Annotated in this window: 21 protein-coding genes, 2 tRNA genes and 2 pseudogenes; 9 read left to right on the top strand and 16 right to left on the bottom strand. The window is 61.2% G+C overall.

The window, feature by feature from the left end; translation table 11 throughout:
- Positions 1–18 precede the first annotated feature (18 nt).
- The 6 genes and pseudogenes from hfq to dusB form a co-directional block, all read right to left on the bottom strand.
- The gene (gene hfq / locus B6S01_RS01725; protein ID WP_037465756.1) at positions 19–501 is read right to left on the bottom strand and encodes an RNA chaperone Hfq; all 483 of its coding nucleotides are present in this window, start codon (positions 499–501) and stop codon (positions 19–21) included.
- A gap of 150 nt (positions 502–651) precedes the next feature.
- Positions 652–2025, bottom strand: coding sequence for a nitrogen assimilation response regulator NtrX (gene ntrX / locus B6S01_RS01730; RefSeq protein WP_037465752.1), 1374 nt, complete (start codon positions 2023–2025; stop codon positions 652–654).
- Positions 2015–4266 (bottom strand): annotated as a pseudogene (locus tag B6S01_RS01735) (sensor histidine kinase). Before B6S01_RS01735 ends, ntrX begins: the two are co-directional and overlap by 11 nt.
- A gap of 94 nt (positions 4267–4360) precedes the next feature.
- The gene (ntrC, locus tag B6S01_RS01740; RefSeq protein WP_037465746.1) at positions 4361–5806 is read right to left on the bottom strand and encodes a nitrogen regulation protein NR(I); all 1446 of its coding nucleotides are present in this window, start codon (positions 5804–5806) and stop codon (positions 4361–4363) included.
- Complete coding sequence (locus B6S01_RS01745; protein ID WP_037465743.1) at positions 5806–6915, bottom strand: two-component system sensor histidine kinase NtrB; 1110 nt, start codon at positions 6913–6915, stop codon at positions 5806–5808. Before B6S01_RS01745 ends, ntrC begins: the two co-directional genes overlap by 1 nt.
- On the bottom strand, positions 6912–7931 hold the full coding sequence (gene dusB, locus B6S01_RS01750; protein WP_037465742.1) for a tRNA dihydrouridine synthase DusB: 1020 nt from the start codon (positions 7929–7931) through the stop codon (positions 6912–6914). Before dusB ends, B6S01_RS01745 begins: the two co-directional genes overlap by 4 nt.
- 102 nt (positions 7932–8033) lie before the next feature.
- On the opposite strand from dusB, the gene B6S01_RS01755 reads away from it, so the two are divergent.
- The gene (locus B6S01_RS01755) at positions 8034–9209 is read left to right on the top strand and encodes a bifunctional 2-C-methyl-D-erythritol 4-phosphate cytidylyltransferase/2-C-methyl-D-erythritol 2,4-cyclodiphosphate synthase (RefSeq protein WP_037465739.1); all 1176 of its coding nucleotides are present in this window, start codon (positions 8034–8036) and stop codon (positions 9207–9209) included.
- Positions 9210–9212: 3 nt separating this feature from the next.
- Positions 9213–9725, top strand: a complete 513-nt coding sequence (locus B6S01_RS01760) for a CinA family protein (protein WP_037465736.1) — start codon at positions 9213–9215, stop codon at positions 9723–9725.
- On the opposite strand, the gene B6S01_RS01765 is transcribed toward B6S01_RS01760, so the two are convergent.
- Both B6S01_RS01765 and lipA read right to left on the bottom strand, forming a co-directional pair.
- A complete protein-coding gene (locus tag B6S01_RS01765; protein ID WP_037465734.1) occupies positions 9677–10147 on the bottom strand; it encodes a type II toxin-antitoxin system RatA family toxin in 471 nt (156 codons plus the stop codon). The two genes, B6S01_RS01760 and B6S01_RS01765, sit on opposite strands and share 49 nt — an antisense overlap.
- 3 nt (positions 10148–10150) lie before the next feature.
- Positions 10151–11086: a lipoyl synthase gene (gene lipA / locus B6S01_RS01770; RefSeq protein ID WP_051908242.1), complete on the bottom strand. Its 936-nt coding sequence runs from the start codon at positions 11084–11086 to the stop codon at positions 10151–10153.
- Positions 11087–11152: 66 nt separating this feature from the next.
- Here lipA and B6S01_RS01775 point away from each other — a divergent pair, with 66 nt between their 5' ends.
- The 3 genes from B6S01_RS01775 to B6S01_RS01785 are packed head-to-tail and all read left to right on the top strand — an operon-like array spanning position 11153 to position 12818.
- Positions 11153–11806: a carbonic anhydrase gene (locus B6S01_RS01775; RefSeq protein ID WP_037465781.1), complete on the top strand. Its 654-nt coding sequence runs from the start codon at positions 11153–11155 to the stop codon at positions 11804–11806.
- Positions 11806–12537, top strand: coding sequence for an NYN domain-containing protein (locus B6S01_RS01780; RefSeq protein ID WP_037465732.1), 732 nt, complete (start codon positions 11806–11808; stop codon positions 12535–12537). Before B6S01_RS01775 ends, B6S01_RS01780 begins: the two co-directional genes overlap by 1 nt.
- Positions 12537–12818, top strand: a complete 282-nt coding sequence (locus B6S01_RS01785; RefSeq protein ID WP_037465730.1) for an acylphosphatase — start codon at positions 12537–12539, stop codon at positions 12816–12818. The genes B6S01_RS01780 and B6S01_RS01785 overlap by 1 nt, the downstream gene beginning before the upstream one ends.
- Before the next feature lie 234 nt (positions 12819–13052).
- Here the strand turns inward: B6S01_RS01785 and ettA are convergent, their stop codons facing one another.
- On the bottom strand, positions 13053–14738 hold the full coding sequence (gene ettA, locus B6S01_RS01790) for an energy-dependent translational throttle protein EttA (protein WP_037465728.1): 1686 nt from the start codon (positions 14736–14738) through the stop codon (positions 13053–13055).
- A gap of 102 nt (positions 14739–14840) precedes the next feature.
- On the opposite strand from ettA, the gene B6S01_RS01795 reads away from it, so the two are divergent.
- The 4 genes from B6S01_RS01795 to B6S01_RS01810 all read left to right on the top strand — a co-directional run bounded on the left by B6S01_RS01795 (position 14841) and on the right by B6S01_RS01810 (position 17524).
- Entirely contained in the window at positions 14841–16214 is a 1374-nt protein-coding gene (locus B6S01_RS01795; RefSeq protein ID WP_037465726.1) for a M28 family peptidase, read from the top strand.
- A 156-nt stretch (positions 16215–16370) separates the two neighbouring features.
- On the top strand, positions 16371–16583 hold the full coding sequence (locus B6S01_RS01800; RefSeq protein ID WP_037465724.1) for a hypothetical protein: 213 nt from the start codon (positions 16371–16373) through the stop codon (positions 16581–16583).
- A gap of 188 nt (positions 16584–16771) precedes the next feature.
- Positions 16772–17194, top strand: a complete 423-nt coding sequence (locus tag B6S01_RS20935) for a hypothetical protein (RefSeq protein WP_037465722.1) — start codon at positions 16772–16774, stop codon at positions 17192–17194.
- A gap of 57 nt (positions 17195–17251) precedes the next feature.
- Positions 17252–17524 (top strand): hypothetical protein, encoded by a 273-nt coding sequence (locus B6S01_RS01810; protein ID WP_037465719.1) that lies wholly within the window; start codon positions 17252–17254, stop codon positions 17522–17524.
- 134 nt (positions 17525–17658) lie between these two features.
- On the opposite strand, the gene B6S01_RS01815 is transcribed toward B6S01_RS01810, so the two are convergent.
- The 7 genes and pseudogenes from B6S01_RS01815 to B6S01_RS01845 form a co-directional block, all read right to left on the bottom strand.
- Positions 17659–17735, bottom strand: a tRNA-Pro gene (locus tag B6S01_RS01815).
- Between the two features lie 250 nt (positions 17736–17985).
- Complete coding sequence (locus tag B6S01_RS01820; protein ID WP_051908241.1) at positions 17986–19257, bottom strand: alginate export family protein; 1272 nt, start codon at positions 19255–19257, stop codon at positions 17986–17988.
- 100 nt (positions 19258–19357) lie between these two features.
- Entirely contained in the window at positions 19358–20161 is an 804-nt protein-coding gene (locus B6S01_RS01825; RefSeq protein WP_037465713.1) for an ABC transporter ATP-binding protein, read from the bottom strand.
- 16 nt (positions 20162–20177) lie between these two features.
- Positions 20178–21137 carry a nitrate ABC transporter permease gene (gene ntrB / locus B6S01_RS01830; protein WP_234810780.1) on the bottom strand — a complete coding sequence of 320 codons (960 nt, stop codon included), beginning with the start codon at positions 21135–21137 and terminating at the stop codon, positions 20178–20180.
- Positions 21138–21154: 17 nt separating this feature from the next.
- Positions 21155–22434 (bottom strand): annotated as a pseudogene (locus B6S01_RS22090) (CmpA/NrtA family ABC transporter substrate-binding protein).
- Positions 22435–22875: 441 nt separating this feature from the next.
- Positions 22876–22951: transfer RNA gene (locus B6S01_RS01840), tRNA-Ile, on the bottom strand.
- A gap of 24 nt (positions 22952–22975) precedes the next feature.
- Positions 22976–24013, bottom strand: a complete 1038-nt coding sequence (locus B6S01_RS01845) for a polysaccharide deacetylase family protein (protein WP_037465705.1) — start codon at positions 24011–24013, stop codon at positions 22976–22978.

The following is a 24013-nucleotide window of genomic DNA, read 5'->3' on the forward strand; positions in this document are numbered from 1 at the left end:
CGAACGAGCAGGAACGGGTCAATCCTCGCCCTCGCCTTCGCCGCTCAGGTCGAGCGCGTGGAGGGGCTGAACCGTCGAGATAGCGTGCTTGTAGACGAGCTGAACCATGCCGTCGCGTTCCAGCAGCATGCAGAACAGGTCGAACGCAGCGATCTCCCCTTGCAGCATCACGCCGTTCACCAGGAACATCGTCACGGGGCTGCCCGACTTGCGAACGGCGCTCAGGAAAATCTCCTGCAGCAACTTCGGTTTCCCGTTGCCGTCGCTCGCCTTACGCAGATCGGTCAGGTCCATGGACTGCGCGGGCATGACGGTAGAGATGGCATGCTTGTATACCAGCTGCGACTGACCATCGCGCCGCAACAGGACGGAGAAGTTGTCAAACCAGGTGATGATGCCCTGCAGCTTCACGCCCTTGACCAGGAACATGGTCACCGGAGTTTTGCTCTTGCGCAGATTGTTCAGGAATATGTCCTGAAGATTATTGAGTTTTTCTGCCATGGTCTTCGCCTTATTGGCGGGACGTTACCCGCTCTCGCACCCCTGGGCAGGGTGTCTTGCCTGCTCCCGCCTGCCGGAAGCGATAGAGAAGTTACCGCAATTGCGAAGGGCCGTCCATTCCCCAGATGCGGTATTGCTTCACCAACTTGGTCAGCTATCCTTTCCGTCGGTAATGCCCAGCAGCTTGAGCTTGCGATGTAGCGCTGACCGCTCCATCCCGATGAAGGTCGCCGTCCGCGAAATATTCCCTGAAAAGCGCCTGATCTGGATGCGCAGATATTCGCGTTCGAAACTCTCCCTCGCCTCGCGCAGCGGGGCGCCCATGATGGCGGACTGACCCATTCCCTCGCCGGAACCGTTGCTGGTCAGTTCGCTGGGCAGCATGTCCAGTTCGATCCGTCCGATCCGCTCGCCGGGCGCCAGAATCATCGTCCGTTCGATGACGTTGCGCAACTGACGAACATTGCCGGGCCACTCATTGGCCTGAAGGGCAGCCATGGCGTCACTTGCGATTTCGGGCGATGGCACGCGGCGGTCGGCGGCAAAACGCGCCAGATAATGTTCGACCAGCGGCGGAATGTCATCGCGCCGTTCCGACAGTGGCGGGATTATGAGCGGCACGACATTGAGACGATAGAACAGGTCCTCGCGGAACCGGCGTTCTTCGATCTCAACGCTCAGGTCGCGCGCGGTGGAGGAGATTACGCGCACATCCACCTTGACCTGCCGTTGTCCGCTAACGCGCGTAAAGCTCTGGTCTGTCAGGACGCGCAATATCTTGCCCTGCGTGGTCAGCGGCATGTCGGCTATTTCGTCCAGGTACAGCGTGCCGCCGTGCGCCTGCTCAAGATAGCCGGGGCGGACGAGTCCGCTGGGGTCCTCCACGCCAAACAACTCCTCTTCGACGCGGTCGGGGTCCATGCGCGCGGCGGCGACTATGATGAAGGGGGCATCGGCCCTGCCGCTCCAGCTATGGAGCATTCGCGCTGCTATTTCCTTGCCCACGCCGGCAGGGCCAGAAATCAGAACCCTGCTTCCCGTTCCTGCCACCTTCTTGATCGTCGCCCGGACGGCATTGATGGCGGTCGACGTTCCGGTAAGTTCGTCATCTTGGCCAAAACGGGCGCGCAACACCTGGTTTTCGCGCCGCAGCCTTTCCGTCTCGGTCGCACGAGAAACGAGGTGCAACAGGCGGTCCGCCTCGAACGGCTTTTCGATAAAGTCCGCCGCGCCCTTGCGAATTGCAGCTACGGCCGTGTCGATATTGCCATGGCCCGAAATCATCAGCACCGGAATGGTGGCGTCGCGCCGCTTGATCTCGTCGAGCAGTTCCAGCCCATCGAGCCTAGATCCCTGCAACCACACGTCCAGCAGGACCAGCGACGGTCGCCGGGCGTCCAACGCTTCGATCGCACTGTCGCTGTTGGCCGCCGTGCGGGTGGAAAAGCCTTCATCCTCAAGCACGCCCGCGACCAGGTCGCGAATGTCCTCTTCGTCATCGACTACCAGAATATCAAGCGCCATTGGCTGTCACTTTTCCCTTGGGCAAGGCGAGAACCTGCCCCTCTTCCAATTTTTCCAGCGCGGCCACAGGGAAACGCAACGTCACCCTGGTCCCCCGCCGTCCGCATCGTCCAGGCGAATTTCGCCCATATGCTCTTCAACGATCTTCTTGACGATGGCGAGCCCCAGGCCGGTCCCCTTGCTGCGCGTCGTCATATAAGGTTCAAGCACCCGCTCCCGTTCCGGCGGCAGGCCGATGCCGTCGTCCCGGACTTCGATGAGCAGATTGCCATCGTCCTGCCCCAGCGTCATGCTGACATGCCCGCGCGCCCGACCATCGGCAGGTTCAGGCTTCGGCTCGATCGCCTCCACCGCATTCTTGACGATATTGGTCAGCGCCTGCCCCAGTTGCCGCCGGTCACATACCAGTTCCATATCGGGGGCTTCATCGCGAAATTCAAAGCGGATGTCGGAATGCGCAACCTCATGCAGGAACAGCGCGTGGCGAGCGATGTCGGCGACCGCCTCGCGGCGGAATACCGGCTTGGGCATGCGCGCGAAGGACGAAAATTCGTCCACTATGCGCCGCAAATCCCCGACCTGACGGATAATCGTCCCGGTGAGCCGCGTGAAGGTGGCCTTGTCGCTAGTGATCTCCTGGGCATAGCGCCGCTGCAAGCGTTCGGCGGCTAGCTGGATGGGGGTCAGCGGGTTCTTGATCTCATGCGCGATGCGGCGTGCGACGTCTGACCATGCCGCCCGGCGCTGATCGGACAATTGCTGTGTGATATCGTCAAAGGTCAGGATGTGCCGCGACGCGTCTTCCGAAACCTTGACTGCCAGCGTCCGAACTTCGCCATTGGCGCGCGTCTGGACGATGCCGGCCCCCTCTTCCGATGCGATGAGTGCTGCAAGCTCAGGCGAAACAGCCGTCAGCGGCCGTCCGACCGGGTCATCCCCCTCCCTGACCAGAATGGCGGCGGCGGAACTGTTCAACAGGAGAATGATGCCCTCCCGATCGACAGACAGCACCCCTGCCGAAACGCCTGACAGGATCGCCTCGATGAAAGCGCGACGTTCGTCCAACTGGCTGTTTGCCGCCACCAGCGCGCCGGTCTGCGCCTCCAGCCGCTGGGTCATCCGGTTGAAAGCCGAAGCCAGCGTGCCGATCTCGTCGCGGGCCTGCGGATTGGTGACGCGCGCTGACAGGTCGCCCGCGGTGATCCTCCGCGCCGCCGTCACCAGTTCATTGACCGGTCGGACCATCCAGTCGGCAACCGCCAAAGCGATATAGACCGCAATGCCGACGAGCAGCAACGAGCCGACGAACAGCGCCATATTGAACCGCAACTGCAACGCCCGGGACTGCGCCGCGAATATGTCGTAGTCGGCCAGCACCTTCTGCGCTCGCTCGACATTGCTGAAAGCCGTCGAGCCGGAGTCGCGCGTCGCATACAGATATATTTTCGCGCCGGGATAGAGCAGCGTCACGGCTTCGATCTGGTTAGGCTTGGCTGCAACGACGACATTTTCTCCCGTTTCCAGACGCTTGATCGATTCTGCTGACAGCATCTCGGAAGCTGGCCTGCTGTCAGGATCGACTGTGGCGGCGGTACGAGCGACTCCGTCCTGGCCGACTTCGATGATCGCCGACCGGTTCAGCTTTCGCGTCACGACCTGATAGATATAGCCTTCTGCAAAGCGCGGACTGGATACTTTCGACTGGGACAGATAGTCCCGCAGATCGCTGGCCATCGTGACGGTTTCGTCCCCGACCTCTCGCAAATTCTGCTCATAATAACCGCGCGCCAGGTCGCTCGCATTTTGCAGCATCCCCCGCGCGCTGTCGGAAAACCAGAACTGCACGCCATATTGAAACAGCAGCGACGCGAAGATGACCACCAGAAGCATCGGCACGCTGGCGACAATTGAGAAGATGGCGACCAGCCTGACATGAAGCTGCCCATCGCTGCCGATCGCCGATTGTGCCGCGCGCCGTTTTGCGACCCGCCGTCCCAGCAGCACGAGCAGTGCGATAGCGGGGACGAGATTGCCGACCAGTAGCAGGGCGACGATGGGCGGCGTCAACAGGGTGTAGGACTGCCCCTGTCCTGACAGCAGGAAATAGGTGAGGCCCGCTGTGCAAACGAAAAGCAGAAGGGTGACGGTTTCGACCAGCGGGGCGAGGCGACGCCTAAGGAAAGGCGGAAAATATCTCTTCCATGCCCGGCCTCGCGTGGAGAGAGTCACTGCACCTTCCATAGTTGCTTTCTTACAACAACCCCGTGCTTGATCCAACACAGTTATTTGGCTTGCCATTCCCTTTGCCGGACGCCCATGTCGCCTCGTCCCGCATTCATTCCGCTACCCGCATTTGAAGGGGATCAAGCCCATAGTCGTTCAGTTTTTTCCGCAGCGTATTGCGATTGATGCCCAGCAGGCCCGCTGCGCGAATCTGATTGCCATCGACGCTCGCGAGCGTCTCCTGCAGCAGGATTGGTTCAACCACCGCCAGCAGATCGTCGTGCAGGCTCCGGTTCAGCTGCCCAAGGCCGATTCCCAACTGCCGCCTCGCCCATTCCCGCACAGCCTGGCCCAACTGGTCCGCCGGCGCTGCATAGTCTGGCGGCACCATATCCAGAGGCAGGCTGTTGCGAAGCATGTCCGCGGCAATCACATTTTCGCGACTGAGCACTGCAAGCCGCTGCATCAGGTTTTGCAGTTCGCGGACATTGCCCGGCCAGTGATAGGCCATCAACAGCTGCGCAGCGTCGTCGGACAGCGTCTTGCGGGGCAGCCCGTCCTGCGCCGCCCGGTCGAGGAAATGCCTCGCCAGCAAAATGACATCCTCGCGCCGCTCTCTCAGCGCCGGAAGTGAAATGGGCACGACATTCAATCGATAATAAAGATCCTGGCGGAACCGGTTTTCCTCGATCAAGGTCGGCAGATCCTTGTTCGTCGCCGCGATGATGCGAACATTGACCCGTACCGGCTTCGATCCGCCCACGGTCGTCACTTCGCCCGACTGCAGCACGCGCAGCAGCCGCGTCTGCGCCTCCATCGGCATGTCCCCGATCTCGTCGAGGAAAAGCGTGCCCCCTTGCGCCTGCTCGAACTTTCCGGCCGTCCGCACAGTGGCGCCGGTGAAGGCGCCCTTTTCATAACCAAACAGTTCTGCTTCAATCAGTTCGCGCGGAATAGCCGCCATGTTGATGGCGACGAAGGGTTTTGTCCGGCGCTGCCCAAGGCTGTGGATCGCTTCGGCCACCAACTCCTTGCCGGTGCCCGATTCGCCCAGAACAAGGATCGAAAGGTCGTTCGAAAGTACGCGCGCGATCGTCCGATACACCTCCTGCATCGCAGGGGAGCGCCCGACCAGGGGCAGGCCGTCATGTGGCAACCCGCCGTCCTCTTGATCGCCCTCCCCGGCGTTGCCAGCGCCCAGCGCATCGCTGACGGCCCGGGCAAGTTCGTTCAGGTCAAAGGGTTTGGGTAGATATTCGAACGCGCCCTTTTCCGTTGCACGGATGGCTGTATTCAACGTGTTCTGCGCCGACAGGACGATGACGCTCAACCCCGGCTTCCGCTCCAAAATCCCTGCCACGCCGTCCAAACCGTCGCCATCGGGCAGCATGACGTCAGTGATCAGTACGTCAGGATCGACGCTGTCGATCAGCAGGCTGCGCTCGCGGATGGATGACGCGGTCTTCACCTTATGGCCAAGCCGCCTTAGCGCCTCGCCCACCACCAGGCAGATGGCCGGATCGTCATCGACGACAAGAATGGACCCCGTGACCGTCATCACGGCATCCCCATTGGCAGGAGGATGCGGAAAGTGGATTCACCCGCTTCCTGATCACGCGAATATTGAACAAAGCCATTCATGTCGCGAACCAGCTTATCGACAAGCGCAAGCCCCAGCCCCTGCCCGTCCCGCCTTCCCGTGATGAAGGGGTTGAACAGGTGGTCGAGTATATGTTCCGGGACGCCAGGTCCGTTGTCGATCACCAATATCTCTATGGGGAGTACCGCGCTGCCCTTCCCCTTTCCGACCACGACCGACACGCCATGGCGGAAAGCGGTCTCGACCCGGATACGCGGCTCGTCGCTTTTCTCCAGCGCCTCGGCCGCATTTTTCAGCAGGTTGATCATCACCTGCACGAGCGCGTCGTCATTAATGACGGCGAACGGCAAGGAAGGGTCATACCGCCTTATAATTTTTATGTTACTTGCGAAGCCTGCCGCCGCGATATTGGCTGCTCGATCGATCAGCGGATAGATATTGCCCGGATGGCACTCCAACGTCCGATCGGTCGTGAAATCCTGCATCCTGTCGATAAGAGCTGCAATCCGGTCCACCTCATTGCAGATCAACTGGGTCAATGCCGTATCCCGGCCGCCATTGCCGGATTCCAGCAGCTGCGCTGCGCCCCGAATGCCGGACAACGGGTTCTTTATCTCATGGGCCAGGATTGCGGCCGCACCCATTGCTGACCGGGCGCCGCCCGCAGTGCCGCGATGGCCGATCTTCCGCGCCTGGCTTTGCGTATGGAGCGACACTATGCGCCATCCTTCATGATCGATGATCGGCGCGATCATCAGGTCCACTTCCATTTCCGCCGTCCGGCCAGCATGCACCTTGACGTCATAGGCCGCTATCGGCTTGTTGCTGTGCCAGATATCGAAACGCGCGCCCATTTCGGCCATGCGGATCGTGCGCGCCACATCGCTGCCAACAATGGCCGAGCGGGCCATGTTGAGCAATGTTTCCGCCCGGACGTTGGCTTCGGCGATGCGGTTGTCCGGCGCAACAACCAACGTCGCCACCGGCAATGCGGTCATCAGTTCCGCAAGCGAAGGGCCGTCCTGCTGCGTACGAAGCGGCGGGACGGTTGTCAGCGCCACGGTCATGCGGCCTTGCGCGGTTCAATCGCCTCTTGCTGTGCGATCAGGGGCTCATAGTAGCGGGCGAGCATATCGAGCACCACGGCGCCTTCCGGCTCCTGATTCACGGCGTTGCGAAACTCCGCCGATCCGGGAAGGCCCTTGGTGTACCAGCCGATATGCTTGCGAGCCATATTGACCCCCGTCACGCCGTCATAATGATCCAGCATTGCGCCGTAATGATCTGTAATCAGGGTATATTGTTCCTCAATCGAGGGGTCGGCAAGCCGCTGCCCCGTGCGGAACCAGTGCATCACCTGCCCGATCAACCAGGGGCGGCCATAGGCGCCCCGCCCGATCATGACGCCGTCGGCTCCGCTTTGCTCCAGAGCCGTCTCAGCATCCTCGATCGAGCAGATGTCGCCATTGACGATCACCGGCAGCGACACTGCCTCCTTCACGCTTCGTACAAAGCCCCAGTCGGCGCTGCCCTTGTACATCTGGCAACGGGTACGGCCATGGACGGTGATCATCTTCGCGCCAAGATCCTGCGCGATCCGGGCCAGTTCGGGCGCGTTCAGGCTTGAATGGTCCCAGCCCATCCGCATCTTTACGGTCACTGGCACATCGACCGCCTTGACCGTCGCCTCGATCAACGCGGCCGCCAGCGGCAGATCGCGCATCAGTGCGCTACCCGCGTCGCCGTTCACGACTTTCTTCACCGGACAGCCCATGTTGATGTCGATGATGGCGGCGCCACGATCGGCGTTGAGCTTGGCGGCTTCCGCCATCTCGCGCGGCGAACATCCGGCGAGTTGCATCGAAACAGGCTCTTCAACGGGATGCCAGGCCGCCTTCTGCAACGACTGCCGCGTTTCGCGGATCATCGCGGCGGTGGCGATCATCTCGGTCACGTTCAGGCCCGATCCGTATCGGCGGACCAAGGTACGGAACGGCATGTCGGTGACGCCGGTCATCGGCGCCAGGATCACGGGCATGTCGATCGTCACCGGACCGACAGAGATGGGGGAAAGAATACGCATCACCAGCTTTGCCTAAAAAACAGGCAGCCCTTAGCCGAAAAGCAGCCGCGCGGCAAGCAAGCGGCTCTGGCGAAGCGCATCGCCCTCGTCTACACGCGCGCCATGACAGCGAACAAGCACAGGGTCGTCGCACTGGTTGTTGCCGCGGGGCAAGGCAGCCGCGCGGGTGGGGGCTCGCCCAAGCAGTTCCGCAGCATCGCTGGCAAAGCAGTGATTGCCCATGCCGTCGATGCGCTGGCGCGTCATCCCCGGATCGAAGCGCTTATGCTCGTCGTCGGCACTGGCCAGGAAGACACCGTGTCCGCCCTGATTTCCCCGCAAAAGGTTGCGGCGATCGCGCAAGGTGCCGATAGCCGCCGGGGGTCGGTTCGCGCTGGCCTTGAAGCGATCGCGGCTGCGGGAGGCGCCGATTTGGTGCTGATCCACGATGCTGCGCGCCCCTTTCTTCCGGCCGACGTGGTAGACAGGCTGCTCGCGGCGCTCGACACGGCGGCGGGCGCCATCCCCGTGCTTCCCGTGGCTGATACGTTGGTTCGCGGCGTCGGTGACCGCGCCGGAAACGTCGTGGATCGATCCGGCCTTTTCAGGGTGCAAACACCCCAGGCCTTTCACTTCGACACCATTCTGGCAGCCCATCGTGATTGGGATGATGCGCAAGAGGCGACCGATGATGCCCAGATGCTGCGCGCGGGGAGGCATGACGTCATTCTTGTGCCGGGAGATGAAAGGTTGGAGAAATTGACCTATCCGCAGGATTTCGACCGCGCCGAAACATGGCTCGCGGGTCAGCGGACGACCCGCATTGGTATGGGCTATGACGTCCATCGCCTGGCAGAGGGCGAGCAACTATGGCTTGGCGGCGTGCAGATCGAGCATGATCGCGGCCTCGCTGGCCACAGCGACGCGGACGTTGCCATCCACGCCATCGTCGATGCGCTGCTGGGCGCACTGACGGAAGGCGATATTGGCAGCCATTTCCCGCCGTCGGATCCGCAGTGGCGCGGCGCCGCTTCCTCGCGCTTCCTTGAATATGCCGGCGCGCGCGTAGCGGATCGCGGCGGCCGCATCGACCATGTCGATCTCACCATCATCTGCGAAGCGCCCAAGATCGGCCCGCATCGCGAACGGATGCGGACAAGGATCGGCGAAATCCTCGCCATCCCTCTGGACCGGGTCAGCGTGAAGGCGACGACTACCGAAGGGCTAGGCTTCGCGGGCCGTCGAGAAGGCATTGCGGCACAGGCGGTTGCAACCATCTCCCTCCCCGCGCTATTCTAGGCCATGCCCGACAGCATTCTCCCCCGCCCCCTGGTCGAACTCGCCGAACGGGTCATCATCGCCAACCGCCGCGCTGGCCGCACCATTGCCGTGGCGGAAAGCTGCACCGGCGGCCTCGTATCCGCGGCCCTGACCGAGATCGCGGGGTCCTCCGAGGTGTTCGAGGCAGGATTCGTAACCTATTCCAATGATATGAAGAGCGAATTGCTGAAGGTTTCTCAGGATGTACTGGAGACCTTTGGCGCCGTATCGATCGCAACCGCCTGGGCGATGGCGCAGGGCGCGCTCACCAAAAGCCACGCCAATGTCGCGGTAGCCATAACGGGTATTGCCGGCCCCGGTGGCGGTTCAGAGCAGAAGCCGGTCGGGACCGTTGTGTTCGCCCGCGCCGAACGCGGCGGCAACCCTGACAAGATCGTCGCCGATATGCGCCATTTCGAGGATAGCGGTCGCGGCGGCGTTCGCCTTCAGGCAGCGCTCTGCGCGCTGGAGCTGTTTTTGCCCGACTCGCCGTAAAGCTCGTCCGCCCGCGTCTCGAACGCGCCGATCATCTTGCGCAGCGCCTTGTCGAACACCTGCCCGGCCAGCATTTCGAACAGCCGGTTCCTGAATTCGAACTCCACCTCGAAATCGACCAGCACGCCGCCCTGCCCATCGTCGCGAAAGCGCCACTCATTGTGCAGATGTTTCAGTGGTCCTTCCAGATAATCGACCCGGACGAAATCGGGGTGATGCTTATGCACCCGGCTGGTGAAGCTCTCCTTGATCCCCTTGAACCCGACGATCATGTCCGCAACCATTTCGGAGTCGCTGTCCGATCGGACCCGGATCGCACTGACCCAGGGCAGAAATTCAGGATAGGCGGCCACGTTGGACACCAGATTGAACATCTGGTCCGGCGTATAGGGAAGCGGCCTTGTTTCGTGATGCTTGGGCATGCTTCAGCGCGCTGCCTTTGCCAGTTGCGCCTCGCGCGCCGCACGCATTTCCGCGAAATCCTTGCCAGCATGATAGCTGGACCGGGTCAGCGGGCTGGACGCGACCTGCAGGAAGCCCTTGGCCCGCGCAATCGCCGCATAGGCGTTGAACGCCGCAGGCGTCACGAACTCCATGACCTTGGCATGTTTGGGGGTAGGCTGCAGATATTGGCCCATCGTCAGGAAATCGATGTCGGCTGACCGCATATCGTCCATGACCTGATGGACCTCCAGCCGCTCTTCTCCAAGGCCCAGCATGATGCCCGACTTGGTGAAGATCGACGGATCGAGCTTCTTGACCGATTCCAGCAGGCGCAGCGAAGCATAATAGCGCGCGCCGGGCCGGATGGTCGGGTACAGCCGGGGCACCGTCTCCAGATTATGATTATAGACGTCCGGCCGCGCCGCCACGATGGCCTCGACCGCTTGGCTATGCTTGTTGCGGAAATCGGGGGTCAGTATCTCGATCGTCGTGTCAGGGGTCGTGCGGCGCAGCGCCTCTATCACCTTCACAAATTGTGATGCGCCCCCGTCGGGCAGGTCGTCCCGGTCGACAGAGGTGATGACGATATGCTCCAGCCCCATCTCCGCGCAGGCATCCGCCAGATTTTGCGGCTCATTGGGATCGACCTTGCGCGGCATGCCGGTCTTGACGTTGCAGAAGGCGCAGGCGCGCGTGCAAACGTCGCCCAGGATCATGACCGTCGCGTGCTTCTTGGTCCAGCATTCCCCGATATTGGGACAGGCCGCTTCTTCGCAGACCGTGGCCAACCCCTTTTCGCGCATCAACTTGCGCGTCTCATGATAGCCGGGACTGGTCGGCGCTTTGACGCGGATCCAGTCGGGCTTGCGAGTCCGCTGCGGCTGGCTCTGAACGGGGATCGGTGCACTATCGGTCATTTGCCCCAAATAGCGAGGCAAGCACGCTCTTGCCAGCCCCCAGATTGTTCGGCACAGACTTGGCGCATGACCGACTTTTCCGACATGCTCGAAGGCTATCGCCGCTTCCGCACCACCGGATGGACCCAGCAGCGCGAAAGATGGGGCGAATTGAGCGAGGGCCAGAACCCACGCGTCATGGTCATCGCCTGTTCCGACAGCCGCGTTGATCCCGCGCAGATATTCGACAGCAGTCCGGGCGAGATTTTCGTCGTCCGCAATGTCGCGGCGCTGGTGCCGCCATTCGAAACCAGTCCGGGCCATCATGGTGTATCGGCCGCGCTGGAATTCGCCGTGCAGGTGCTGAAAGTCGGCGAGATCGTCGTGATGGGCCACGGCAAATGCGGCGGCTGCAAGGCAGCGCTCAGCCATGAGCTGAAGGACGCGCCTCCGGGCGAAGGCGGCTTCATTCACAACTGGATCGACATGCTCGACGGCGCGCGTGAAACCGTGATCAGCCGCTTCGGCGACGATCTGGGACGCGACGCCCACCGCGCCATGGAACAGGAAGGTGTGAAGGTCAGCCTCGCCAATCTGCGCACCTTCCCCTGCGTTCGCTCCAAGGAGCGGAGCGGCGAACTGAAGCTCGTCGGCGCTTTCTTCGCGATCGCGGATGGCCAGCTTCATCTGCTGGACGAGGCGAGCGGGCAATTCCATCCGGCCACGCAGGAAGCCGCCTGATGTCCTCGCCGATCCCCAGCGGCGGCAATGTCGCCCTGTTGATCGACGCCGACAATGCTTCCTCGGATCATTTCGACCCGGTGCTGACGGTCCTTGCCGAACTTGGCACCGTCAATATCCGTCGGGCCTACGGCAATTGGAGCAAGCCCGCGCTCAAGGGATGGGCGCGGCAGGCCGTCACCCAGGCGATCGAAACACAGCAGCAATTCGACCTTACAAAAGGGAAGAATGCGACCGACATGAAAATGACGATCGACGCCATGGACCTGATGGCGGGCGGACGCGTCACTGGCTTTGGCCTCATGTCCAGCGACAGCGACTTCACGCCGCTCGTCACGCGCATCCGGCAGCAGGGCATTCCCGTCTATGGCTTCGGATCGGACAAGACCACTGACGCCTTCCGCAGCGCTTGCACACGCTTCATCGACGTCGGCGCGCTGATCCGTGAACAGCAGCCAGAGCCGGTGATCTATTCGGAGACCGGGGAAAATGGCGATGGCACGGAAGTCTCACCGGAATTACTCAAGCTGCTGATCGACGCCTATAATGCGGTAAAGCGCGATGAGCAGGGCTATGCCCGATTGAGCGAAGTTGGTCAGCTCGCGGGCAATCGCTCCAGTTTCGACACGCGCAATTATGGGTTCAAGCGGTTGTCCGACCTCATCAACTCCATCAAGAATTTCAAGGTTGAGGTGCGCGACGGCCAGACCTGGATCAAACGGGTGCACTAATGGCGTTGATCGCCCGGCATCTGATGATAACGGGCCGCGTGCAGGGCGTGTTCTATCGCAACTGGACGGTCCAGACGGCAAGCGCCTTGGGCCTGACCGGCTGGGTACGCAACCGCGTGGACGGCAGCGTGGAAGCGGTTGTCGAGGGTGACGAGGAAGCGGTCGAGCAATTCATAGCCCTGGCCCGGCAGGGACCACCTGCGGCCCGCGTCTCGGCGATCGACATTCGCCCTGCCGAACTTGAACGCATGACATCCTTTCAAAAACGGATGACGGGCTGATTTCCCGCCGATTGGCGGTTGGACATTTGCTTCAGCGCGTGCGGGAGCGAGTAAACCCGGCATAATCCAAAGGGCGCAAAAAAATGGCCGACCCATAGGGGCCGGCCTGAAAGTTTTAGGAGAGGATGCCTGAAAGGCACTCCCTATGTGCAGTGCAACATAAAATCTCGCAAGTGCGAAATGCTGACCCTGGATTGCAATATTTGCAACCTGCCGTTCAGGAAACAGAAAAGATCAGCGCGTGAGCTTCTTGTAAGCCAGGCGCGTCGGACGATCCGCCGCATCACCCAGGCGGCGGCGTTTGTCCTCCTCATACATCCCGAAATTACCCTCGAACCACTCGACATGGCTGTCGCCTTCGAAAGCGAGAATGTGAGTGGCCAGCCGGTCGAGGAAGAAACGGTCATGGCTGATGACCACGGCGCAGCCCGCGAAATTTTCGATCGCTTCTTCCAGCGCCGCCAGCGTTTCAACGTCAAGGTCGTTGGTCGGTTCGTCGAGCAGCAGCACATTGCCGCCCTTCTTCAGCATCTTGGCGATGTGTACGCGGTTGCGTTCACCGCCGGACAGCTTTCCGACATTCTTCTGCTGGTCCTGCCCCTTGAAGTTGAACGCGCCAACATAGGCGCGGGTCGACATATCGTGGCCATTGACCTTCACATAGTCGAGGCCATCGGACACTTCTTCCCAGACATTCTTCGATGGGTCGAGGTGATCGCGGCTTTGATCGACATAACCCAGACGCACGGTCGATCCGATGTCGATCTCACCTGAATCCGGCGTTTCCTGGCCGGTGATGATCTTGAACAGCGTCGATTTACCCGCGCCGTTCGGTCCGATCACGCCCACGATGCCACCCGGCGGCAGCATGAAGGACAGGTTTTCGAACAACAGCTTGTCACCGTAGGATTTGGTGATGTTCTTCGCTTCGATCACCTTGCCGCCCAGGCGCTCGGGCACCTGGATGACGATCTGCGCCTTGCCGGGCGTGCGGTTTTCCTGGCTCGCCACCAGTTGCTCGAACTTTGAGATACGCGCCTTGGACTTGGTCTGGCGGCCCTTGGGGCCTTGCCTGATCCATTCCAGCTCGTCCTTGATCGCCTTCTGACGGCCGGATTCTTCGCGAGACTCCTGGTCCAGACGCTGGGCCTTCTTTTCGAGGTAAGTGGAATAATTGCCCTCATAGGGGAAATATTTTCCGCGATCGAGTTCCAGGATCCAACCGACGACATTGTCCAGGAAGTAGCGGTCATGGGTGATCATCAGCACCGCACCGGCATATTCCTTAAGGTGATTTTCCAGCCATTCGACGCTTTCGGCATCCAGATGGTTGGTCGGTTCGTCGAGCAGCAGGATATCCGGCTTCTGGATCAGCAGGCGGGTCAGCGCGATCCGGCGCTTTTCGCCACCCGACAGGCTGTCCACCGACCAGTCCGAAGGCGGGCAGCGCAACGCTTCCATCGCGATTTCCAGCTGATTGTCGAGCGTCCAGCCATCGACCGCGTCGATCTGCTCCTGCAACGTGCCCATTTCTTCCATCAGCGCGTCGAAATCGGCGTCTTCCGGCGGATCGGCCATGATGTTGCTGATCTCGTTGAAGCGATCCAGCTTGTCTGCGGTTTCCCGCGCGCCATCCTTCACATTTTCAAGGACGTTCTTGGTCGGGTCGAGCTGCGGCTCCTGCGCCAGATAACCGACGCTGATATTTTCGCCCGGCCACGCCTCGCCGCTGAAATCCGTGTCGATCCCGGCCATGATCTTGATCAGCGTCGATTTACCCGCACCGTTCGGGCCGACGATGCCGATCTTGGCGCCGCGATAAAATTGCAGGTTGATGCCGTTGAGCACCGGCTTTGCGGCGCCAGGGAAGCTCTTGGTCATGTTCTTCATGACGAAGGCGTATTGCGAGGAGGCGGACATGGCTTGAAGCTGCTCCGAAAGACTGAACGTGAAAAATCCCGCGGGAGTTAGCGGAGCCCGACGCCATTGGCAAATGGGTGATGGCTGGCTAAGCCTTCATCCATGCAGAAAATCCGATCGGGCACCATTGCCGCGTTGCTTCTCGGCGGCTTCATCCTTCCCCTCCCCCTGGCCGCCGCCCCCTCTCCCGCTGCCGCGATTCGGACCACTGCCCTGCAGGACAACGTCGCATGGGACTTTGTCGAAGGGCTGACGACAGAGGTGGGTCCGCGTCCCGCTGGCACCCCGCAAGAGGCGCGAGCGCGCGACTGGGCGGTCGCAAAGCTGAAAAGCCTTCGCTTCGCCAATGTGCGCGCGCAGCCCTTTACCATGCCCGTATGGCTGCGCGGGCGGGATGAGGCGCATATCCTGTCGCCCTTTCCACAGCAGTTAGTTCTCGCTGCCCTCGGCAACAGCGGCTCAACGCCAGCGAAGGGGATTGAGGGCGAAGTCGTCTATTTTCCCACGCTCGCCGATCTTGAAGCCGCACCGGCCGGCAGCCTGAAAGGCAAGATCGCCTTTGTCAGCCACGCCATGACCGCGACTCAGGACGGCAGTTCCTATGGCTATTTCGGCGCCACGCGTCGGCAGGGACCAAGCATCGCATCCAGAAAGGGCGCGGCCGCCATATTGATCCGATCGATCGGAACGGACCATCATCGCCAGCCTCACAGCGGCGTTCAAATGTGGGCCGAAGGCGCAAAGCCCATTCCCGCCGCCGCTCTCAGCATTCCCGATGCGGATCAGTTGGTGCGGATCATGTCGCGCGGGCGGCCTGTTCGCCTTCACCTCACGCTCACCTCCAAGATGCTGAAGGACCAGCCGTCCGGCAATGTGATAGCCGAAATCCCCGGCGCCGATCCGGCGGCGGGCGTTGTGCTGGCGGCCTGTCACCTCGACAGTTGGGATCAGGGTACGGGAGCAATTGATGACGCGTCGGGATGCGCCATCGTGACCGCGGCGGCGCTTCATGCGGCCAAGGCCGGTCCGCTCCGCCGCACGATCCGCATATTGATGGCCGGTGCGGAGGAAGTTGGCGGCGACGGCGGCCGGGCCTATTTCGCGGCGCACGGGGCGGAGCCGCACGCAATGGTCATGGAGTCCGACTTTGGGGCCGACCGCGTCTGGCGCGTGGACTATAAATTGCCTGCGGGGCATGAAGGGCTTGCCAGCCGCATCTCCGCCGGACTGGCTCCGCTAGGCATCGGCCGAAGCAGCGCGCTGGCCGGTGGCGGCGCGGACATTCAGCCCTTGGTCAAGGCGGGCGTTCCCGTCATCGACCTGCAACAGGATGGCACGCGCTACTTCGATATTCACCACACCCCCGATGACACGCTGGACAAAGTGGACCGGGAGCATTTGCAGCAGAATGTGAGCGCCTGGGCAGTTGCACTTTATGAAATCGCGAATGCGCCGGAAAAGCTGGATGTTAAGTGAACTTTTATAGTAGACAACCATCTGTCGCGTGATTCTGTCGCTTCACCGACGCAGAAAAGCATTGATTTGTGCAGCGCACACGTTAATGCGGGTCGCTCGCGTGGGGCCTGTTACGAACATGTCTGACGCGGCAATATGCTATGGGAGCCGTACACAATGAAGAAGATCGCTGTTGTTTTCGCTTCGGCCGGCCTGATGGCCCTCGCCGCTTGCGGTGAGAAGCCGGCCAACGAGACCGCGAACGCTTCGAACGCTGTTGTCGAGAACGTTGTTGAAGACGCCGCTAACGCTGCTGACAACGCCGCGAATGCCGCTAACGCTGCTGACAACGCTGCGAACGCTGCCGACAACGCCGCGAACGCCGAATAATCTTCGCGTCAGCGAGATTTTCGAAAGGGCGGGCCGTCTAACGGTCCGCCCTTTTTCTATGCGTGCTGGGTATTGGCGGTTCGCTGGTGATGGCGATGCCCCCAAAGAATTTCAGAGGTTCAAATGGTGCCATGGGTGCCAGCAGGTGAAGCCTTTGCAGTCCTTCTGGGTCGACCGGATTAAGAAGGATGGACGGCATTATTGCTGTCTCAGGTGCAGAGCAAAAGGTGCTGAAGCGGGCTGAGCGGCGACAGCGGAATGGGTCAGGCCATTCTCGGGCGTTCCCCTGCTTTTTCTTCCTGGCGCTTCGCATGATCAGAAAATCATGGCCATGTTGCGGTCCTGAAACGAATGATTCCAAAGGACTGGCCGCAATGTCGCTGTTTGAGACGCTCAAACTCCCCGATATTCTGAAGGCAACCGCAGCGCAGGCATTTGCGCTGGCTGCTGCTTGCTTCATCTTCCTGTATTTGTGGAAGAGCGGAGTTCTCCCACCGCTTGAAGCGTGGATGATATTACTGACGACGTTCGTGGGCGTGTTTGCGGGCGTCCTCTGGATGGCCTTTGTCGTACGTGACACATGGAAGCTAATTGATATTTCGGCTCATTAGCGACGTTGGCAGCACAACCGCGCACGGCGAAAATCCGTAGCAGCCTACATACCGTTCATGAACGAAGACGAACGGCGCATTATCGGTTTCTTGCTTGAACATAATCAGAAGAGCTTCGACTGCGCGCTAGACGGAGGATACGCAGCCACGCTCATAGCCCGAGGCATTGTTATCAGGGCGGCGCGTCCCGGACAGGTCTTCGATCAGGAGCATGTGCCCATGGCTATTGAAGATGACGTTTGGGACGTGCTGGTGGAAAACCGGCAGATGTTTCCGGAGCATTATCAGGGCGAAACTCACCCTTGGCGAGTGCCTTGGATGGCGCGGTAAGCCGGTAGTTAGCGCCGCTCGGGAGCCTTTCGCTCCTCATTACTTATGCAGCTCTGCAAAATTGCCCCTCAAATCTGCCCCACAAATGCGCCAGATTTCCGTTACTACGTTGAAAAAATTGGATTTCAAGAAAATGGTCGGGGAGACAGGATTCGAACCTGCGACCCTCTGCTCCCAAAGCAGATGCGCTACCAGGCTGCGCTACTCCCCGACTTGTGGGGGCCTTAGCGGTGAAGGAGGCGTCCCGTCAATCGGCCATCATCGGACAGCGACCAGAATAGCGATCACCGGAACGGCATTGCTCATCGGGAGGGGCACGATGCCTCTTGCCCGCCGCCATATCCCCCCTCGCCCCATGTCGTGAGAACGGAAACAGTCTGGACGGACGTTTCCGCCGCAATAGAAAAACGCCGCCGCGAAGCACGATGGCCCGCAGCGGCGGCTGTCATTTCAACGGAAGATCAGAGGGCGTAGTCAATCTGCGCCCAGAACTTCCTGGTGTCGGCATCGCCTGCGAAGCTCGCAATGCCCTTGCGATCATAGTCGGCATATTTGACCAGCGCGCTCAAATGCTTGTCGATCTTCAACGTCACCTGGGCGTTATATTCGTCGCCATAGTGGATCGACAGGCGGTCGCTGCTGAAGCGGTGGTAAATGAAGGACGCGACCAGCGGCCCCATCTTCCCCAGCTTGGGCACGGTATAGGCGATGCCGCCATAATAATTCTGGATGCCGGTCCCCGGCGTGGTCAGGAACTTGTCAGCCCAGCCGTTGAACTTGTGGAGCGTTGCGAAGGGCGTCTGGAACGCAAAGCCACCCGCGATCCCCGTAGCGTCGCCATCGGAACCCAACAGCTCATAACCGCCCGTCAGCTTGAAAGACGCGACCTCCAGGCCCAGCTCGGCCGTGACGAAATCGGCCTTATAATCGACCGGGTTCTTCGCATAATCGCTCTGCCGGGCGTAGCTGGCGAGGTAGCTCAGCTTCACTTTCTTGGCCAGCGGTGCGGCCCCGGCGAAACGGAAGCCATAGGTCTGGCTGCTGTTGCGAAGCAGCGCCGCAACCGGCTCATCCTGATCGACCAGATAGGCAAAGCCCGTCAATGTGCCCAATTTGCTCTTGTAGGATATGTTGGCAAAGATGTTGTCGCCGTCGATATGAGTAGGCCGGTTCGCCGCCCCGAACTTGCCGCCATCAATGCCCCAGATCGTCCGGGCCGAAATGGCATAGGTCAGGTCGACCTTCAGGTTTTTTACGCCCATATATTCGGCGCGCACCGCATCGAACGTCTGCTCATTCTGCCGCCAGGCGACCGATCCGACGAAACGCTGGTCATCCAGGTTGATCCGCTGGCGCCCCACGGTGACGATCAACGGCTTGGTCTTGTATTGCAGCTGGACCCGGTTCACTTCTACAGTTTCAGGGTCGGGTACGATCGGATAGAGCGCCTTCCCGTTGACGCCACTATTATAACTCTCGTCGATGGCCAGCGTCCCTTCGGCTTCGGCCAGAAAGGAAAAGGGACCGCTCGACAATTCCCCGCCCGCACGCATCCGCATCGTGACCGCGTCGGCATCCCGGCTGCTGGTCAGCGGCAATGGACCGTCCTGATCCACCGTCTCGTACCGCAGCCGCGCTTCGATGATCGGCTTGAACATAATATCCTGCGCCAAGGCTGGCGTTGCAGTCGTCGCCACGGCTGACGCCGACAGCAACATTTTCAATCCACGCATAAATTCCCCCTCTTGTGCACCCGATGGCTTTTGCAGCCTTTCAGGGCATCCTCTCTCAACCCCGATATTGTTGCAGCCGCCTCGTCGGGCGGCTTGCCCATCACGCAGCAAGCGTCGCCGGGTTGCGGTAGCGCTCGTGCAGGAAGTGGATGACGGCCGATCGCGCCTCTGCATATTCGGGCATGTCGATCGCCTCGATCCGGTTGCGCGGCCGCGCCAGCGCTACCGGGCGGTCCTCACCGATCCGTGCGGCAGGGCCGTTGGTCATCATGACGACGCGGTCCGCCAGCAGCACGGCCTCATCCACGTCATGGGTAATCATCAGCACTGTGTTGTTGAGCCGCGCCTGCAGATCCATGACGACATCCTGCAACGCCGCACGCGTCAGTGCGTCGAGTGCGCCGAACGGTTCATCCATCAGCAGCACGCGCGGGTTCATCGCGATGGCGCGGGCGATGCCGGCGCGCTGCTTCATGCCGCCGGACAATTCACCAGGCCGCTTGGCCGCTGCATGGGTCATCTGCACCAGCTCCAGGTTGTGCATCACCCAATCCTTGCGCTCCGCCTTGTTCTTGCCGCCCGCCGTCTTGTCGACGGCCAGACGCACATTTTCCTCGACCGTCAGCCAGGGCAGCAACGAATGGTCCTGGAACACCACGGCACGGTCCGGCCCCGGCGCATCCACCAGCTCTCCGTTCAGAAAGATGGCGCCCCGCGTCGGCTTGACCAAGCCGGCGACTGCATTCAGCAAAGTCGATTTGCCGCAGCCAGAATGACCGATCAGCGCAACGAACTCTCCCTTCCCCACTTCCAGGTCGATGCTGTCCAGGGCGCAGAAGCGGCCTGCCTTGGTCGGAAACTCGACGGTGATCCCTTCGAGCGCGAGATAGCTACGTTGTTTCATGAGCCTGTCTCCCCTGTCAGCCTTCGCGGCCGATGATGCGGCCAGCAAAGGCGACGATGCGGTCCAGCGTGAAGCCGACCATGCCGATCCAGACCAGCGCGACGATCGTGTCGGTAAGCAGCGAACTGTTGTAGCTGTCCCAGATGAAGAAGCCGACGCCGGTGCCGCCCTGCACCATCTCGGCCGCCACGATCGCCAGCCAGCTCATGCCCACGCCGATCCGCAGGCCGGTGAACATGTGCGGCACGGTCGCGGGCAACATGATCCTCACGAAATATTCGATCGGGTTGAGCGCCAGCACCTTGGCCACATTGCGATAGGCCGGCGGAATGGTCTGCACCCCTGCGGCAGTGTTCAGGATCACCGGCCAGATTGCGGTGATGAAGATCAGGAATATCGCGGAAGGCTGCGCCTGCTGGAAAATCGCCAGGCTGATCGGCAGCCATGCCAGCGGCGGCACAGTCCGCAGCACCTGGAACAAGGGATCGAGCGCTCGGAAGGCCAGAACGCTCTGCCCGATCAGGATGCCCAGTGCGACGCCGAAGACGGAGGCAATGCTGTAGCCGATGAGAACCCGGCTAAGGCTGGTCAGCACATGACCCGCGATGCCGACATCCCCGCCATCCTGTATGCTGAAGTGGGTAAGTCCCATCTCCACGCCCTTGAAAGGATGCATGATGACGTCATGGCTTTCCTCCCACACTTTCACGGGGCTGGGGAAATTCGCATCCGGCGACGCGCACAACAGCTGCCAGAACAGCAGCAGCGCGCCGACCAGGACCATGGTGGGCAGGGTGGACGCCGCCACTTCACGCGCCTTGCGGACCAGCGGATGAACCGGCGCGCTGAACGGTTCGAAACTCCGCCGTGCAATGGCTTGTTCGGGATAAGGCAAGATCACTCCCAGTTCGTTGGAACTGCCGGCGGAAGATACCGGCGGCGGCCCTTTTCTGCTGCTTGGCGATGGCGAAGACATGGCTCTACCCTTCCTCATCAAACGCGCTTGATTGCCAGGCTGGCCAGATAGGCCTTGGGGTTGGCTGGATCGAACGTCTTGCCGTCGAAGAACTTCTCGACGCCGCGGCTGTCGCTCGCTGGCCCCTTGCCGCCCATCGCCGCCGCCGCCTTGCGCCAGATGTCAGATCGATTGACCTTCGCGATCACCGCTTTGGTGTCGAGCGACATGGGCAGCTTGCCCCAGCGCTGGTCCTCCGTCAGGAACCACAGGTCATGGCTCTTGTAGGGGAAGGATGCGTAGCCGTTGAAGAACTTCATCTTGAAGGCGGCGTTGGGGAATTTCCGCCCGTCGCCCATATTGAAATTGCCCATAAGACGATCGGCAATGTCGGTGACCGGGCATTTCAGATAATCGCGTCCTGCGATGGTGCTCGCCAGCCGCGCATTGTTGGCCGGATTGTCGGCCCAGCGCTGCGCCTCGATGACGGCGGCGGTGATCGCCACGGCAGCGCGCGGGTTCTTGGCCACCCAGTCGGACCGCATGGCGAAGCTTTTTTCGGGGTGGTTCATCCACATCTGACCGGTCGAAACCGCCGAGTATCCCAACCCCTGCGCGACTAGCTGGTCATTCCACGGTTCGCCGACGCAAAAGGCGTCCATGGCGTCCGCCTTCATGTTCGCCACCATCTGCGCGGGGGGATCGTGATCAGTTCGACATCCTTGTCGGGATCGATGCCGCCTGCCGCCAGCCAGTAGCGGATCCACAGGTCATGGGTGCCGCCGGGGAAGGTCATGGCCATGGTGATCTTCTTGCCCGCGCCCCTGCGCTGGGCGATCACGCCCTTCATCTTCCCCGCGTTGATATCGGCTTTCGCGCCCAGATAGTCCTTGGAAACGGATATCCCCTGCCCGTTGACGTTCAACCGGGCCAGGATGCTCATCGGCGTCGCCTTGCCGATCGTGCCCAGCGTCAGCATGTAGGGCATGGGCGTCAATATATGCGCGCCATCGATGCCGCCACCGGCCGTACCCAGCACCAGATTGTCACGCGTAGCTCCCCAACTGGCCTGTTTGAAGACCTGAACATCGGGCATGCCATATTTGGCGAAAAAGCCCAGTTCCTTGGCAATGATCAGCGGCGCGGCATCGGTCAGCGCGATGAAACCCAGCTTCGCTCCAGTGACCTCAGGCCCGGCTCCGGCGGCCAATGCCCCAGAAGGCAATGCCTGATGCGCTGCAGCAATAAGCGCCGCGGTGCCGCTGGTCTTGAGCGCGCTCCGGCGGCTCACGCCTTGTGGATTGTCCCCCTCTGCCATTCCCCAATTTCCTTTCGTGTCAGATCGTCAGCGCTGCAAAAGGCACGCAGCCAGCCATTCGCCGAACCACTGTCCGGCGTGTGAAAGATGAAGTTCACGGTTCGCGGCGCGCATTTGCGACCGCGTTGAAAAACAAATAAAAAAAGCCGCCAGGACGAAGGTCTGTTCAGACCTGTCCGGGCGGCGTCATTGCCGATTTCGATCCTTAGGGACCGAAGCTGGCTCCTGCCTTCAGCGGCGGATCCAGCAAATGTTTCGAAGCGCCCCTGCTTCGACGTTCATGAAGCTGTCACTGATTCGTCCGAGTCGCAAGCAAAAATTTTGCGTTGCACAATTTGCAACTGCCGATTGTTGAACACATCCGCAACAATGACGCAAATTCGGGTAACGCGACGTTGACGAACCCGTTTCGCACGTGGTCAGACGCATATGTTGGGGAAATGGTGGGCCCGGCAGGACTCGAACCCGCAACCTAGCCGTTATGAGCGGCCAGCTCTAACCGTTGAGCTACAGGCCCCACCTGACGCCCGGATAAGCAGCCTCAAGCTGCTTTGCAAGCCTGTCTCCGCTCCGGCACCGCCTGAAGCAGCTGATCCAGCGTTGCAGGTCGCACCCTGCGGCGGTCGAGATGGTTCAACACCTTGTCCCACCAGCGGTAAAAGGCCACCCGATCCGCTTCATCCCGCACATAGGGCGTGTGGCCAGGCTCCAGCGTCGGCGAATGGAAACTGAAGTTCAGAACGCGCGCGCCTTCGTCGATCAGCGCGTCGATCGCCCGGATCGCATCCCCTACCGGAACGCCCTCAGGGGTCAGCGGAACACGGTTCAACATCCCCGCCCTCGCCATGGCCCCCGCCAGCGGTCCCATTCCCTGCGCCGCGCGATAAAGCCGCTCGCCGCCGCCACGCAACATGCCGACAAACGCCGTGGAAAGCGGCAACTCCACCAGTTGCCTGCCGGGTCCGGCCCAATAGGGGTTTAGCGGCATTCCCTGAAAGTCCGGGCCATGCTGCCCGCTATAATCGAAGCGGCTACGCACCGAACTGTCCAGGCGAAAGCCCGCTTCCTCCAGCAGCCGCGCGCTATTGGATCCTACCCCATAGCGCCCCGCGCGATAGACCATCGGTCGCCGCCCGAAACGGCCCGCAATCCGCTCGCACAGCGCCTCCAGCTTCGCTCTTTCCAATGTTTCAGGGAGCGCCCCGGCATAGCTGTTGGCGGCCGTCACTTCCTCCACATGCGGAGGGTTAACCCATGGATGCAGATGCGCCCCGACGTCAGCCGCCTCATCGGCCAGCCACTGTCCCATCATCGCGGCAGCCGCGTCGCTGTCGACCACGGGATAATCCGTCACATAGATAGGCTTGATGCCTGCCGCCGCGAAATAGCCCTGACCGCGCGCCATCCCGGCCAAGGCCGTAACGCTGGTGGCGGCCCGGCTGAAGGGCGCGTCCCAGTCGAATTCTTCTTCGGTATCGACAAACAGCATGAAACGCGTCCCGAAATCGGGAGCCAGCGTTATCGCGTCTTCCAGCGTCGGCGCGCGGAGCAGGCAGCCATCATGGACAGGGGCGTTCAT

Source organism: Sphingobium herbicidovorans (assembly GCF_002080435.1).
In the GTDB taxonomy this organism is placed as follows: domain Bacteria; phylum Pseudomonadota; class Alphaproteobacteria; order Sphingomonadales; family Sphingomonadaceae; genus Sphingobium; species Sphingobium herbicidovorans.